Genomic DNA, 14,272 nt, shown 5'->3' with positions numbered 1-14,272 from the left:
TTGCATCGGGATAGTCCATGGGGGTGCGGGCGATCGCAACAGCCGGATCATTATGCGGCCGATCGGGAAGGATCGATCGCCCCGTCGATGGCGGGATCGGTTGCCCCGTTGATTGGGCCATTGATTGGGCTACTTGGGCTACTGATTGGGCCGTCGATCACTTCATAGAGGGTGTCCCGCTGGCGAGCCGGTCGGCCCAAGGCGGCGATCGCCCCGCGCAAATCCTCCGGGCTTTGGCAAGTCCCGCCCGTGGCTCCGGCCATGGTGGTGATGTGCTCTTCCATCAGGGTTCCGCCCAAATCATTGCAACCCCAACGCAAGGCTTCGGTGGCTCCCGCCAGACCCAACTTCACCCAACTGGGCTGGTGGTTGGCAATCACCGGGCCTAGGTACAACCGCGCCACGGCCATCAAGATGAGGGCATCGATCAGAATTGGCTGATCGCGGCCCACCCGTCGCCGCAAGGCCGGTGGTGCGTCCTGGCCCACGAAGGGCAGCAGAATAAACTCCGTGATCCCCCGATCGCCCCGATCGCGCGATCGGTGCTGGAGCGATCGCAGGTGTTCCAAATGGGCGATTTGTTCAGCGGGGGTTTCAATGTGACCCGAGAGCAGGGTGCTGGTGGTGGGCAACCCCAGGCGATGGGCCGTTTCCACAATCTCTAACCAGGTGGCACTGTTGATTTTTTCTGGGCACAAAATCCGCCGCACCGAATCCACCAACACTTCCGCCGCCGTGCCGGGCATTGACCCCACCCCCGCGTCTCGCAGGGCCCCAATCACAGCCGCCAAGGACAGCCCATCTTCCCGGGCAATAAATTGCACTTCCTGGGGCGAAAAGGCGTGCAGATGCAGTTGGGGAAAGGTGTCTTTAATCGATCGCACCAGTTGCAAGTAGTAATCCAGCGATCGCCCTTGATGTTTTGCTTCGGGGTTCAATCCCCCTTGCATACAAATTTCCGTGGCTCCCCGGGCCACCGCGTCGGCGGCTTTTTCCAAAATTTGCGCCCGATCGAGCCAATAGGCCCCCACCTGATCCGCATCCCGCCGAAACGCACAGAAATTGCAATGCTGCTCGCAAATATTGGTGAAATTAATATTGCGGTTGATCACGTAGGTGACCGTTTCGCCGGCCTGTTGCTGCCGAAGCTGATCCGCCACCGATCGCAGCCGATCGCGCGGGGCCGAATCCTTGGATTGATAGGCCGTTTCCAGCAACGCCAACCCTTCAGAGGGCGACAGCAACGCACCAGCCAAAGCCCGTTCCAGGGCCTGATCAAATGCTGCCAACTGGGCGGGAGATGGGGCGATCGAAGCCATCATAGGGGAAGCCAAACGCAATGATGGCCAGTTTAAGGGCTAATCAACGGATGGCTAAAGATGGTTAATTTTCAGGCGATCGCCCAGGGCCAGAGCAGCGCAACCGCTCCACCATCCCGGATTCGCCCAAGATTGCACCCAAAATTTTGCCCCCAGGATCAGCCCATCGGGCAGCCTTGAACCTAGGGCCGGTCATCATTTCCTGGAATCCCGTGAAAATGGTTGATCTTCCATACCCTAACCACCCTAAACAAGGGGCTTAAGCCCCTTGTCCCTCCACGATCTCGTCACGGTGGAATCAGGGTTTCAGGCAATTTGGCGACAAGCCCTAAGCCCCTTGTCCCTCCACGATCTCGGCACGGTGGAATCAGGGTTTCAGGCAATTTGGCGACAAGCCCTAAGCCCCTTGTCCCTCCACGATCTCGGCACGGTGGAATTAGGGTTTCAGGCAATTTGGCGACAAGCCCTAAGCCCCTTGCCCCTCCACGATCTCGGCACGGTGGAATCAGAGTTTCAGGCAATTTGACGACAAGCCCTAGCGCGTGGCTTCCGGCGGAGCAATGAAAGAATCCAGGGTTTCGGCCTCCGTGGCGGGAGCCGCTTGGGGCTGGTCGGATTTGGTGGGCGGAGACACCACCGCTTCCCGATCGAGAATCACCGGCTTGAGCGGTTGCGAACTGGCACCAGGAGCCGAATGGGAAACCCAAGCCAACCCACTGGCCACCATCACCCCATAGCCCGCGTAGAGATGCCAAGGCTTCAGTTCCAAAGCAGGATTGGTGCTGCGATCGCGCTGCGACCAATCGGGAACCACCGCCACCGATTCCGTTCGGGGCAACGCGGCCGCCAATGCCTTGCCATCCAGGCCCAATGCTTCCGCCATGCGCTGCACAAAACCCCGTACATAGATTTGCTCCGGTAAGCGGCTCAGGTCACCGGACTCGATCGCCTGTAAATGGCGCAAAGGGATATGGGTGCGCACATGGATTTGTTCCAAGTTGAAGCCCAACTGTTGCCGAACCTCGGCCAAGGTGCGACCCATGGCCCGCAAACTCTCATCCCAATCCATGGGATCCATCTCCGGTAGGGTAATGGTGACGACCGATCGGGGACTGCTTAGGGGATTGCTCAGAGGCTTGGGTGCTACATCGTTGAACTGTGAATGATTCAGGGCTGAATTGTTCAAACCTGAATCACTCAGCCCTGAGCCGTTTCGCTCTGTTTTCCGGGGTGCTTTTCCCTGGGGCATGGCATCAATGATCGGCTGCTGGGTAGCGGTGTTCTGGTAATCCGGCTTGGCCCAAGTTCCTTCAAACACGTTCATCAACAACTCAGGCAAATCAAAAGGGTTGTCAGTGGGGGCCGGCACCATGGTGGGATCCGGCCAAAGACCAATCGCCCCAGCCTGTTGGCGGGCGATCGCTAAACCGGCGGCCGGAGTCATTGGCTCTTGCAGGGCGATCGGCATGGCCATCGACTGGCCGCAGTGCAACGCAAGCCGCGCCGCCTCCCGTCCCACCATCACCAAGACCCGACGAGCCGCCTCCGCCGATTCACCCAACAAATCCTGCAAGGAGGCGATCGCCTGCTGATAAACCAAACTGCGCGTTAGTTCCGCTTCAATTTGCCCCAACAAAACATCCGTTGGTTGGGTATCTGGTAACCCTGGCGGTGTGGCTTGAGCAAGCATGAAATCCCCTCCTGGCTGGCTGATCTACTGCTTCCAGTGGGTGGGGCCAGTTTCAGGAGAATTTCCAGGCGAGCGCGTTAAATAACGGCAATTGCGAACGGAATTCGTCAAGACTGATGTAGCAACTGCTACTGTTTTTCCGCATCCTTGCGCCGCTGTGATGCTTCAAACTGCCGAAACGGCCGTCAGCGGATGGGGGAAAGTCAACCGGATCGGGGTTATGCAACGGTTGCCGATATATCGCAAGCTGGCCGATCGATTCGCAATAGTGGCCTGCGGATCTTGTGTTTCGAGTTTGTTTTTTCGAGTTTGTCTTTTTGAGCTTGTCTTGATTGCTCAGGCTGCCATTCTTAGGTTGTGCCCCGAAACAGACCTTGCGGCCGCACCAGCAACACCAAAACCATCATCACCAGGGCCACAGCCATCTTGTATTCCGTGGGCAGCCAATAGGTGCTGACTTCCTGGGCAATCCCGATCGCCAGGCCACCCACGATCGCCCCGTAGGGATTACCAATGCCGCCCAAAATCACCGAGGCAAACATCGGCACAATCAAAAACCAGCCCATGTTCGGTCGCACGGCCGTTAGCAGCCCATACATACCGCCACCTAAAGCCGTCAGACCAGCGGCAATGATCCAAGTCCACAGCACCACCCAATCCACGTTGATGCCGGTCACCCGCGCCAAGTCCACGTCATCGGCCACGGCCCGCATGGCTTTGCCGACCTTGGTGTTTTGCAGGAGGTAATGCAACCCGGCGATCGCCAGGGCCGCCAAACCCACCACCACAATGTTGTAAAACTTGACCTTCAGCCCCCACAGGTCAAAGGCTGCGGCCACAGGTAGGTCATAGTTTTGGTTGTTGCCACCCCAAATCAGGACGATCGCGTTACGGAGAAACAAGGCCACCCCGATCGAAATGATGATCAAGGTGGTGGAGTTGGCGCGGCGTTGGCGCATGGGCTGCCAAATCGCCACTTCGCTCAGCAGGGACACGCCAATGGTGCCCACGGCTCCGAGGGCGATCGCTAGCCAAATATTTACCCCCGCGCTGTTGGCAACCCAAGCCAAGTAGGCTCCGAGGGTCATCAAGTCCCCATGGGCGAAGTTTGACAAGCGCAAAATGCCGTAGGTGAGGGTTAAACCCACGGAGGCAAGGGCGATGATGCAGCCGACGGCGACCCCGTTAATTAGAAACTGAACCAGTTGCAGATCCATGAGCGATCGAGGGCGATAATGCTAGGCTGGGCGACGGTTGCCAGTGTACCGCTTGGCCAAGCGTCTGGAAATTGGCTTGCGCCCCGGCCGCGCTCTTGGAGCGTGCTTGTTCAATGTGGTTTCAAGGCAATTTCAACGTCATTTTCAAGAGTCTATGACACTGCAATTTACGGTTCCGAGCATGGCCTGTGCTTCCTGTGCGGCGGCCATTACCCGCGCGGTGCAGGAGGTGGATCCCCAAGCGACGGTGCAGGGCGATCCGGCCACCAAGCAGGTGATTGTGGAAACCCAGTCGGCGGAAGGCACGATTCGCAAGGCGATCGAGGCGGCGGGCTTTCCCGTGGGCTAATCAACGGCCCATCGCTGACGGGGGCGGCGAGCAGGGCGGGGCGATCGGGCGATCGGGATTGATCGATGGGCAATCAGTGGACTGGCGATCGGTAATTTGCAGTCATGGCAGGAATGGGGGTGACAACGGTGCAAAGCAAGCAAGCACAAGGTCGATCAAGCCGGTGTGGCTACGGGCGATCGGGTCAGCAATCCAACCAAACTGGCCTTGGCCGCTGGTGGCTGGGGGTGGGTGGGGCGATCGTCCTGGGGTGGGGGGCAATGCCTGGCCTGGCCCAAACGGCTCCCCAACCCCGGATGCAAGCCGCTAGCCTGAAGTCTGTTGCCCCGATCGCCTTACCCAGTGCAGCATCTGGGCCCATGGATTCTGAATCCACCAATTCAGAATTAGCCGCTGAATTAGCAAAAGAGTCTGGAAAATCAGCAAATTTTGGATCGATGGGTTCTGTGTCAAACGGTTCTGTGTCAAACGGTTCTGTGTCAAACGGTTCTGAATTCACCGGTTCCGAGTCCTTGAGCGAGGCCGACTCCCTGTTGCCGCTGTCGGTGATTGCCCAAGTGGCGGCCGGGGCGGAAACCAGCACCCAAATCACGGTGAATGGGCGATCGATTCCCAACAGTTGGGCCAGTTGGGCCCGCTGGAGCGAAAACGGCCAAACCCGCATTGGCCTATCCGACGGGGCGATCGCCCAGTTGGTGGGGGCTGACTTGCTGGATACCAATGCGCCCGATCGCCAGCCAATCCAATGGTTTTCGCCCATGCCCGTGACCTTGGCGGCTCGGCAGGTGGGTGCTTTTCGCTATTTGGATATCACCGATTGGGCCCGCGATCGGGGATGGCAGTTGCGGCCCAACGGCAGCACCCTGGACATCACCGCCGCCGTTTCCACCCTCCGAGCCTTGCGCCAAGGCAATCAGGCTTGGGGCCCGCGCTATGTGCTGGACTTCGATCGGCCCACGGCGGTGCAACTGGAAGAAGACGGCAGCACCCTGATCGTGGCCCTCGATGCCCGATCGGCCCTGCCGCCCAACAGCAGCACCCTCGACATCACCGCCGCCGGGAACCGCACCATCGTTCGCATTCCCATCCCCAGCGGATCGCGGCCCAGGGCGTTCACCCTGGTGCAGCCCGATCGCTTGGTGATTGATCTGCGGCCCGATTGGCTCCCCAGCCGTTCGATCGCCTGGGCCAATGGCCTCACCTGGCGGCAGCAATACCTGAGCCTTGGGTCTGCTCGGTTTCCGGTGCAGTGGCTGGAGCTGAACCCGCGCCAGCCGGGCCTGCGGCTGCGGCCCCTGCCGCCCAATGCGGCCGGCCAAACGGGTATTGCCCCCCTCGTGCAAACCATCCGCCAGTGGGAAGCGCCCGCCGGCATCAATGGCGGTTACTTCAACCGCAACACCCAACTGCCCTTGGGGGCCCTGCGGCGCGATGGCCGGTGGCTGTCGGGCCCCATTTTGGGGCGTGGGGCCGTGGGCTGGAATGATGCGGGACAGTTCTTGTTCGATCGCCTGCAATTGCGGGAGCAAATCAGCGCTGGCAGCCAAAATTGGACGCTCACCACCCTCAACAGTGGCTACATTCAAGGGGGCATCGCTCGCTACACCAGCGATTGGGGCAGCAGCTACAAAACCCTCAGCGATGGGGAATTGGGCATTTTGGTGCAGGGCGATCGGGTGGCGCAACAGCTCACGGGGGGCCCGGCCGGCAGCAGCAATTTTCCGATTCCGGCCAATGGCTATCTGTTGGTGGCGCGATCGCTCTCCAGCGTGGCGGCGGCCCTGCCCGTGGGAACCACCCTGCGGTTGCAAAGTAGCAGCACCCCCAGCGGCTTTGACGGCCTACCCCAGATCATTGCCGCTGGCCCCCTGATGCTGCAAAACGGGCAAATTGTCTTGGATGCCAAGCGCGAAGGCTTCAGCGATGCCTTCATTGTGGAGTTGGCGGCGCGCAGTGGCTTTGGACAAACGGCCGATGGTCGGTTGTTGGTGGTGGCTGTGCAAAATCGCGTGGGCGGTCGCGGCCCGTCGCTCTCGGAAATGGCGCAATTGATGCGGCAAATGGGGATTGTGAACGGGGTGAATCTTGATGGCGGCAGTTCTACCACGTTGGTGGTGGGTGGGCGGATTGTCGATCGCCCATCCCGCAGTGCGGCCCGAGTCCATGGTGCGTTGGGCATTTTCCTCAACAGTCCCTAGAGGATGTCTGAAAAGCCAAAATTGCTACTCTGTCCGCTCCAGCGATCGACGTAGACAAGGGGCTTGAGCATCTTGCCCCCACAACTATTGGTGTTTGGCACAGGCCAAAAGATACTTTTCAAACATCCTCCTAGGCGATCGGTGTTTTCGCCCCTAGGGATCGGTTTCCCCGATCGCCTCCAAAACCGCCTTGGGAGCCAACCGATCCTTAAACCAAATCACCTTGGCCGGCAATTGACGCGCATCGAGACCCGCCTTTTCTAGGTTTAAGCGTTCGGAAATGGCCAAAACCCAATCGGGGCGATCGGCCTTGATCACCTGCGCGAACTTTTTGCGCAGATAGTCCGGTCGCCAATAGCCAACAATTTCTAAGATCCACGATCGCCCGTCGGGATGCACCAACCGAAAATCCGGAATGGCCACGCTGCCAGGGATGGGAATCAGGTTCACTTCGCGTTCCAGTTTCCAATCGGTTTTGGTGCTTTCCCAGCGCTTGGCAAAAGATTCTTCAATCAAGCTGTCAAAGGGTTTACCGGCTGGGTAATGACTGACCAGTCCACAATCCGCCGTCAGTTCATAGAACCGTTCTTGGGGCGATCGGGTGAGGGGATCGGGATCCTGCAAGGTGGCCATTGCTCGCCATTTCGTCACATGCAACAGGGCCGGGATCGCCTTTGCCAGCGATAAACCATAGCGTGTGCTGGCTTTGAACAAGCTGGCGGGCCCATCCACACTAATCGTAAATCCCGTATCTTCATCGCCTTCAATATAGGTCATTAACTGAAAGAGTTTTAAATAGCGAAAAAGCAATTTATACTCGCCGGGATCATTGCGATAGGCATCAATTTTTAGGTGACTGGCGCGATAGAAAATTCCCTGAACTTGGGACAGATTATAGCGATGGATCAGGGCTTCGGGGGTGGGAGGATCAAATTGCGTCAAAATTCGGTTTTGGGGCAAATCAGCATATAAAGATTGCTGTAATTCCGAGGGCAAAACTTCCCGATCGCCCTCCGTGGACAACTCCCGGGCTACCTGTTCCCAAATGGCCAAAGCGCGATCGCGGCTGGGTGGCTGAGCATTGGCCAAGGCAAAGACCCGTTGACGCAGGGCCAACGGTTCGATCGGGCTGACCACTTCAAAAGTCGAAAATCCCGACTCCAATAAATGGGCAAATCCCCGCTGCACCTTGAAATCGGGGCTAGTACCTTCTAACTCAGCCAAGGCGCGATCGAGTTGCAATTTGGGCTGACCCACGGCCGCTTGAAATTGGGCGATTGTGGCCTGGGCTTGGCTGAGAGACTCGGGGCCCACAGGCAAGCGCTTCGGGATAATTTGTTCGCCGCGTCTTCGATGAATTAATAGCTCCGATGGCAGCATTCGTCTCGATTCACCCCGATCGACCGTAATTTTTCGTCAATTTGTGCAATTTGATGCAATTTTGTGCGCTTTTGAACTGGACAACACGTGACTGCAAGCGGCCCAAATTTTAACCAGCGATCGGCCGGCATTTGACCACGTATCGCTCAAGTTTTGATGAGATTAATCAAATTACTCAGATTCTGATCAGCTTTGAATCGGCCGCCGATCAGTGGATCCCGCCAATTTAGGTTCATCCATTTCAATTGAAACGGAAAATTGCGGACTTTAACGATTTTCGTAACGAGGTGCAACCGGTCGTGAACTCTTTTTTCAGTTCCTGGCCGCCTTTCCGAAAGCGCGTTTCAATCGAAATACGGTTATTGGCTCCTAATCCCCAGCCACCCAAGGTGATGCCCATGGGAATCGCCACCGACCATCATTGTGTGATGAGGGCGATCGCCCGTTTCGATCGCGGGAGAATAGACTATGAATTTCAACCTCGACTTTGGGCGCGTCATTTTGGATTTTTACCGCGAAGATCCTGACCTGAACCGCCGCCTGCAAATTTTGCGCCAATGTCGAATTCGGCGGCGGTGGCGAACCTTGGAAATTCACTGTCCCAATCGATCGGTTGCTGAAAAATTGTTGGGTCTTTATGGCGCACTGGCAGAACCAATCACAGCCTTGAATGTGGCCCGCCATCTTTCAATCTTTGCCAATGGTATTCCCTTCGTGACGTTGCCTTTGGGCGATGGCAACGGTAGCGGTTTTCCCTGGCAAGAAGCCATTTAGGCGGGCGCAAAATTCAGGGGCAATTCCTGAGCGATTTCTGAGCGATTCTTGATCCTGGGCAAAACTGCTAATTTGTACCCATCGGCAATGCCAATTCACAATCCCAAGCTTTTGCCTTAGCAATCTGGATCGCCCGTCTAGATCGCCAAGTTGAATCAGCAATTGATCTAGATCAGCTACATTGGTAACCGCTCAATTCCCTCATTGGAACCAATCACAATGAGCACCATTCCCTTGTGCAATCGATCGTAGGGATTGGGGTTAACTTGGATGTTTTCCACGCCACCCCTTGTGCATTGTTGAGCCACAGCCAAAACATTCACACCATAGCGCGATCGCAGTTGCAGTTCTTGCAGCGTTTTTTCTTCAAATTCTTCAGGAATCACCAGCTCAACCACGCTATTGTTGGCATCCAAATCGAGCCGTTCCAGCACGTTGGGCCGGGTGAGCATTCGTGCCACTTGGCAGCCCATCTCGCGCTCGGGAAAAATAACCAAATTTGCCCCCACCTTATCCAACAATTGCCCATGAATTTCAGTGGATGCCTTGGCGACCACGTAATTCACGCCGCCATCTTTGAGGTTCAGGGTGGTGATGGTGCTGGCTTCAATGTAATTCCCGATCGCCACAATTGCGGTTTCAAATTCAAAGACTCCGGCCTCTGCCAGGGCCTGGCGATCGGTCGTATCTAGTTGCAATGCATGGGACACAATATTATCGTTCAGGGCTTGAGTGACCTGTTTTTCACCCGAGTCAATTCCCATCACTTCATAGCCCATTTGGTGCAGCGTGGAGCAAACAGCACGGCCAAAGCGACCCAAGCCCAGCACCACATATTGTTTATTAGTGCTGCGAAAATTGCGCCAAAAACTAAGGGAACCAAACTGCATTTGAAATCTCCATCAATCACAGGGTCAAGATGATTTAAAGCAAGCCGATGAGGCGAATTAAGCAAACTGATTTGATCCAATCGATCGAGCTGGTTGATCAATCTCATCAATCCAGCAAGTTCATTCGGGCGATCGCGTCAAGACAGTTCATCGAAAAAATGGGCTAATTGGGAAAAAGAATTGCACCAGAACCCAATTATCCCACTAGCAATTCCTCTTCGGGATAGCGGATCACACTGCGGGCATTTTCACTAATTAAAGTGCTCATGAGCAGCAGAATGCCAACCCGGCCAATGTACATGGTGCCAATGAGGACTAACTTGCCCCCCATCGAAAGCTGCGCCGTAATCCCTGTTGATAGACCAACAGTTGCAAAGGCAGAAACCACTTCAAAAAACAACTGAACAAACGGAATTGTTGGGTCAAGTAGTGTTAACAAGATGGTGGACACCACAACCACACTGAGGGAACCCAGGAAAACCGCGATCGCCTTCATAATCAAGGCCATTGGAATTTGGCGATTAAACAAAATGACGGAACTTTGACCTTGCAGAACCGCTCGGGTCACGCCGGTTAAAATCCGAATGGTGGTGGTTTTAATACCACCGCCGGTGCTACCGGGGCTGGCTCCTACAAACATCAGGGCAATGGTCACAAATAGTGCAGCCGATCCCAATTTTCCGTTATCAATTGTGTTGAAACCAGCCGTACGGGTGGTGACCGACTGGAACCAAGCGGCCAAGAGTTTGCCATTCCAACTTAGGTTACCGAGTGTGGCCGGGTTGTTGAATTCGGTAATCAAAATGGCAACTGTTCCAATCACCAGGAGGGCCAGAGTTGTGGTGGTGACAATTTTGAAGTTGAGCGAAAACATGAAGCGATCGGGCCGCAGGCTAGCCACGTGATGGCGACCGAGGAGCGATCGCGCCCAAAAGAACACCTCCATAATTGCCTGATAGCCAATTCCTCCGAAAATAATCAAGCCTGTGATTGTGAAATTCAGCAGGGGAGATTCCACAAACTTCATAAAGCTATCGGTATATAACCCAAAGCCTGCATTGTTAAATGCGCTAACGCTGTGGAATACCGAGAACCAAATCGCCTGCAAATTCCAACCCAATTTCGGAACAAAAACCCCCAGCAGTAAAAATGCACCGGTTAGCTCAAACAACAGGGTTGCACCAATGATGGATTTCACCAGTTGCAAAACACCTGAAATGCCGGGCATATCGAGCGATTGTTGCAGGGCGAGTTTATCCTTTAAGCCAAAACGACGACCCAAAATCAGCAATAGGAAAGTCGTTGCGGTCATATAGCCCAAGCCGCCAATTTGGGCTAGGAGAGCAACCACAAACTCACCAAAGAATGAGTAATATTTCCCCACATCAATCACTGAAAGTCCGGTCACACAAACAGCCGAAGTGGAGATGAAAAGCGCGGTAATCGGATCGCTCCACTGATGATTAGTCAAGGAAATAGGCAGCATGAGGAGAATTGCGCCTACCGTAATCACCATTAAAAAGCCCAGGCAAATGGTTCTGGCTGGGGTCATAAATTGGGCATTGCCATCAGCGAGTTTTTAGTTTTTGCAGAATACCTGAGGTTTGGGATTGTTGGATCAGTTGCGAAAAAATCAGTTGCGAAAGAACTGACTGAGTCTGAATGCGATCGCATAAAAACCCAGCCCCGCAAGGATCAGGAATCCAAGGCCAATCCAAACGTTCATCGCAAAAATTCGCAGTGCTTAGGGCCGGTCGTCGTTCCACCCGAAACCCCGATTCCACCGTGAACGAATCGTTGGGCAGCAAGGGGCTTAGGGCCTGTCGTTGTTTCGCCCGAAACCCTGATTCCACCGTGAACGAATCGTTGGGTAGCAAGGGGCTTAAGCCCCTTGTTACAACAGTTGGGGCGAGGAAAATCAACCGTTTCAGCTTGCCCCCAGGAAATGACGACACTCCCTAGGATCGATCGCGACTTTTCCAAGTCAGTCACGCCAAAATCAGTCGCGATTTTCTCCAAGTAAGTCATCCATCGCAAAGGCCCGCTTGTCGAACAAGGTCATGGCAGCAGGCATGTGAACGGAAACGCGATCGGTGAGTCGCAGTTTGGTGGCGGCATCCATGAAGGTTTCGCTGTTCATCATCCGCCGGGCGATCGCCTCCACATCTGACCAGGTGAGGCTGCTTTCAATGAAGGCCTGGGTGAGGGTAATCAACAGGGAGGCATAGCGGTTGCCTTCCTCTTGGGTCATCATCGTATGCGGAATATCGAGCACACGGTTAAACACCAGTTGCCAAGTGATGGGTTGGCGCTTGCGGGTGTCTTCCCAAAGGGCACGGTGATCCCAAATGCCGACGGCTTGGTCGCTTTGGCTGGAGATCACAAACAGAGGGGCGCTGGGTTGGCGACGGGCCCGATCGAGCACCTGTTGGCCCATTTTCAGCATGGTGGCCAGAGCAGGCACGGCAAAACCCGGATAACCGGGGCGATCGAAACTGCTGCTTTCGGCCCCTTTCCCCCAAGCAAAGTAGCCTTGGGTTTTGGAAACAAACAAGTCAACCACTTTGCTGCTGCTGCTGAGGTAGGGTGCAAACAGAAGGGCGCGGTAAATATCCTGGGGGCGTTCCTGTGCTAACCAAGCGGCCAATGTGCCGCCGCCGGAAAGCCCCCCGATCGACACCTGTTGACCGAAGGTGCGGGCCTTGGCCACCCACTCCAATCCAAAATCCTGATAAACCTTGGGGTCGATCGGGAGGGGAGGCGGGGTTTGGCTGCCCCATTTGCCCGCTTGCCCATGGCCCGGCATCAGGGGAGCCAGCACGTTGTAACCGGCCCGATAGAGCGCTTCCCCGATCGGGACAAATTGATAGGGCGCGGCGGTAAACCCGTGAAATAGCAAACAGACGCGCTGCACTGGGCGATCGTGTAACCAAAAGCGCGATCGACAGTCCGGATGCTTCAGGGGTAGCTTGGCCTCCAGGGTTTGTACCTGTTGGGTCATGCTGCCGATCGCTTGCCGATAGTTGCTGATTGGAAGATTAGTACTCAAAAATTCCCCCCTCCTGGGCCCTCGCGGGGCCACCTGATGCCCCCGATTCTAGCTAGGCGATCGAGAATGCTCTATGGGGGCTTAGGCCGTCTTTTGGGAACCCCATTCAACGCCATTTCGGCCATGACCGACAGCACCGGGAAAGCTTGTCCGGCCAATCCATGCAACCACGCCACCGGAACCAACCCATCGTGCTAGTATATTGAATCGGTCAACCCTGGTTGCTGGAGTTCGCCCCACGCCGTCTCTGTAGGCGAATCTAGACCAGTGACTAGCATTCGCAGCTTGCCATAGCCCATCGTCGTGTTCGCTAGTAGACGGCCTAGCATTCGAGTAACCGGCGAACCTGTGAGCAGACTGCACTCAAACCATCACGTTAGCATGCCCACCCAAGAAATCTCAGCCATCAACAGCATTGACGTTGGCTTCGGCCACGACGATTTTGCCGCCCTGCTTGATAAGTACGACTATCACTTTAGCCCTGGTGACATCGTGGCAGGGACGGTGTTCAGCATCGAACCGCGCGGCGCATTGATTGACATCGGTGCCAAGACCTCTGCTTATATCCCCATCCAGGAGATGTCCATCAACCGGATCGAAAATCCGGATGAGGTATTGCAGCCCAACGAAACGCGCGAATTCTTCATCTTGGCTGATGAGAATGAGGATGGGCAATTAACCCTTTCAATCCGCCGCATTGAGTACATGCGGGCCTGGGAACGGGTACGCCAACTGCAAGCGGAAGATGCCACCGTGCGATCGGCCGTGTTTGCCACCAACCGAGGTGGTGCGCTGGTGCGGATCGAAGGTCTGCGCGGCTTCATCCCTGGTTCCCACATCAGTACCCGCAAGCCCAAGGAAGAATTGGTGGGCGAAGAGCTGCCCCTCAAGTTCTTGGAAGTGGACGAAGATCGCAACCGCCTAGTCTTGAGCCACCGCCGTGCCTTGGTGGAGCGCAAGATGAACCGCCTGGAAGTGGGCGAAGTGGTGATCGGTACCGTGCGCGGCATCAAGCCCTACGGTGCGTTCATCGACATCGGCGGCGTGAGCGGTCTGCTGCACATTTCCGAAATTTCGCACGAGCACATCGATACGCCCCACAGCATCTTCAACGTCAACGACGAAGTGAAGGTGATGATTATCGATTTGGATGCCGAGCGCGGCCGGATTTCGCTCTCGACCAAGCAGCTTGAGCCGGAACCCGGTGACATGCTGAAGAACCGCCAATTGGTCTATGACAAGGCGGAAGAAATGGCGGCGAAATACCGCGAGCAGATGAAACTGCAACAGCAAGGGAGCAGTGCTGCTCCTGAGCCGGTTGTAGAATCCGCTCCGGAAGAGGTGGAAAGCACCGAGGAAGCGGTCTACGCCACCGCAGCAGACGAGTAGGATTGATGAGACCCGAC

Annotated in this window: 14 protein-coding genes; 7 read left to right on the top strand and 7 right to left on the bottom strand. The window is 55.9% G+C overall.

The genetic code is table 11. The features are described 5' to 3' along the window. Positions 1-50 precede the first annotated feature (50 nt). On the bottom strand, positions 51-1,322 hold the full coding sequence (gene cofH / locus AC2IAX_RS15280) for a 7,8-didemethyl-8-hydroxy-5-deazariboflavin synthase subunit CofH (protein WP_494388239.1): 1,272 nt from the start codon (positions 1,320-1,322) through the stop codon (positions 51-53). A gap of 265 nt (positions 1,323-1,587) precedes the next feature. On the opposite strand from cofH, the gene AC2IAX_RS15275 reads away from it, so the two are divergent. Next, a complete protein-coding gene (locus tag AC2IAX_RS15275) occupies positions 1,588-1,845 on the top strand; it encodes a hypothetical protein (protein WP_494388238.1) in 258 nt (85 codons plus the stop codon). 9 nt (positions 1,846-1,854) lie between these two features. Here AC2IAX_RS15275 and AC2IAX_RS15270 read toward each other — a convergent pair whose 3' ends face one another. Then, a complete protein-coding gene (locus AC2IAX_RS15270) occupies positions 1,855-3,009 on the bottom strand; it encodes a helix-turn-helix domain-containing protein (protein WP_494388237.1) in 1,155 nt (384 codons plus the stop codon). 350 nt (positions 3,010-3,359) lie between these two features. After that, a complete protein-coding gene (locus AC2IAX_RS15265) occupies positions 3,360-4,226 on the bottom strand; it encodes a branched-chain amino acid ABC transporter permease (RefSeq protein ID WP_190354140.1) in 867 nt (288 codons plus the stop codon). A 154-nt stretch (positions 4,227-4,380) separates the two neighbouring features. On the opposite strand from AC2IAX_RS15265, the gene AC2IAX_RS15260 reads away from it, so the two are divergent. Together AC2IAX_RS15260 and AC2IAX_RS15255 are read left to right on the top strand one after the other, a co-directional pair. Next, entirely contained in the window at positions 4,381-4,575 is a 195-nt protein-coding gene (locus AC2IAX_RS15260; protein ID WP_494388236.1) for a cation transporter, read from the top strand. A gap of 104 nt (positions 4,576-4,679) precedes the next feature. Next, a complete protein-coding gene (locus AC2IAX_RS15255; RefSeq protein WP_494388235.1) occupies positions 4,680-6,773 on the top strand; it encodes a phosphodiester glycosidase family protein in 2,094 nt (697 codons plus the stop codon). Between the two features lie 153 nt (positions 6,774-6,926). On the opposite strand, the gene AC2IAX_RS15250 is transcribed toward AC2IAX_RS15255, so the two are convergent. Next, positions 6,927-8,153, bottom strand: a complete 1,227-nt coding sequence (locus AC2IAX_RS15250) for a DUF790 family protein (RefSeq protein ID WP_494388234.1) — start codon at positions 8,151-8,153, stop codon at positions 6,927-6,929. 468 nt (positions 8,154-8,621) lie between these two features. On the opposite strand from AC2IAX_RS15250, the gene AC2IAX_RS15245 reads away from it, so the two are divergent. Further along, on the top strand, positions 8,622-8,927 hold the full coding sequence (locus AC2IAX_RS15245) for a hypothetical protein (RefSeq protein ID WP_494388233.1): 306 nt from the start codon (positions 8,622-8,624) through the stop codon (positions 8,925-8,927). Positions 8,928-9,103: 176 nt separating this feature from the next. On the opposite strand, the gene AC2IAX_RS15240 is transcribed toward AC2IAX_RS15245, so the two are convergent. Continuing rightward, a complete protein-coding gene (locus tag AC2IAX_RS15240) occupies positions 9,104-9,817 on the bottom strand; it encodes a potassium channel family protein (RefSeq protein ID WP_494388232.1) in 714 nt (237 codons plus the stop codon). A 196-nt stretch (positions 9,818-10,013) separates the two neighbouring features. Continuing rightward, complete coding sequence (locus tag AC2IAX_RS15235; RefSeq protein WP_494388231.1) at positions 10,014-11,369, bottom strand: TrkH family potassium uptake protein; 1,356 nt, start codon at positions 11,367-11,369, stop codon at positions 10,014-10,016. 3 nt (positions 11,370-11,372) lie between these two features. Here AC2IAX_RS15235 and AC2IAX_RS15230 point away from each other — a divergent pair, with 3 nt between their 5' ends. Further along, the gene (locus AC2IAX_RS15230) at positions 11,373-11,606 is read left to right on the top strand and encodes a hypothetical protein (protein WP_494388230.1); all 234 of its coding nucleotides are present in this window, start codon (positions 11,373-11,375) and stop codon (positions 11,604-11,606) included. A 210-nt stretch (positions 11,607-11,816) separates the two neighbouring features. Here AC2IAX_RS15230 and AC2IAX_RS15225 read toward each other — a convergent pair whose 3' ends face one another. Then, positions 11,817-12,866 (bottom strand): alpha/beta hydrolase, encoded by a 1,050-nt coding sequence (locus AC2IAX_RS15225; RefSeq protein ID WP_494388229.1) that lies wholly within the window; start codon positions 12,864-12,866, stop codon positions 11,817-11,819. A 36-nt stretch (positions 12,867-12,902) separates the two neighbouring features. Here AC2IAX_RS15225 and AC2IAX_RS15220 point away from each other — a divergent pair, with 36 nt between their 5' ends. Both AC2IAX_RS15220 and AC2IAX_RS15215 read left to right on the top strand, forming a co-directional pair. Further along, positions 12,903-13,064: a hypothetical protein gene (locus tag AC2IAX_RS15220; RefSeq protein WP_494388228.1), complete on the top strand. Its 162-nt coding sequence runs from the start codon at positions 12,903-12,905 to the stop codon at positions 13,062-13,064. A 183-nt stretch (positions 13,065-13,247) separates the two neighbouring features. Beyond that, on the top strand, positions 13,248-14,255 hold the full coding sequence (locus AC2IAX_RS15215; RefSeq protein WP_494388227.1) for a 30S ribosomal protein S1: 1,008 nt from the start codon (positions 13,248-13,250) through the stop codon (positions 14,253-14,255). Positions 14,256-14,272: the final 17 nt, after the last annotated feature.

This window comes from Limnothrix sp. HT2024 (assembly GCF_059138625.1).
Note: the sequence above shows the minus strand (reverse complement) of the source record. Positions and strands in the feature narration are given on the sequence as shown.

Excerpts from the sequence above, each read along its gene's own strand:
- AC2IAX_RS15235 (WP_494388231.1), bottom strand. The coding sequence starts at position 11,369 with ATGACCCCAGCCAGAACCATTTGCCTGGGCTTTTTAATGGTGATTACG.
- AC2IAX_RS15220 (WP_494388228.1), top strand. The coding sequence starts at position 12,903 with ATGCCCCCGATTCTAGCTAGGCGATCGAGAATGCTCTATGGGGGCTTA.
- AC2IAX_RS15270 (WP_494388237.1), bottom strand. The coding sequence starts at position 3,009 with ATGCTTGCTCAAGCCACACCGCCAGGGTTACCAGATACCCAACCAACG.
- AC2IAX_RS15250 (WP_494388234.1), bottom strand. The coding sequence starts at position 8,153 with ATGCTGCCATCGGAGCTATTAATTCATCGAAGACGCGGCGAACAAATT.
- cofH (WP_494388239.1), bottom strand. The coding sequence starts at position 1,322 with ATGATGGCTTCGATCGCCCCATCTCCCGCCCAGTTGGCAGCATTTGAT.
- AC2IAX_RS15240 (WP_494388232.1), bottom strand. The coding sequence starts at position 9,817 with ATGCAGTTTGGTTCCCTTAGTTTTTGGCGCAATTTTCGCAGCACTAAT.
- AC2IAX_RS15255 (WP_494388235.1), top strand. The coding sequence starts at position 4,680 with ATGGCAGGAATGGGGGTGACAACGGTGCAAAGCAAGCAAGCACAAGGT.
- AC2IAX_RS15245 (WP_494388233.1), top strand. The coding sequence starts at position 8,622 with ATGAATTTCAACCTCGACTTTGGGCGCGTCATTTTGGATTTTTACCGC.
- AC2IAX_RS15260 (WP_494388236.1), top strand. The coding sequence starts at position 4,381 with ATGACACTGCAATTTACGGTTCCGAGCATGGCCTGTGCTTCCTGTGCG.
- AC2IAX_RS15265 (WP_190354140.1), bottom strand. The coding sequence starts at position 4,226 with ATGGATCTGCAACTGGTTCAGTTTCTAATTAACGGGGTCGCCGTCGGC.
- AC2IAX_RS15215 (WP_494388227.1), top strand. The coding sequence starts at position 13,248 with ATGCCCACCCAAGAAATCTCAGCCATCAACAGCATTGACGTTGGCTTC.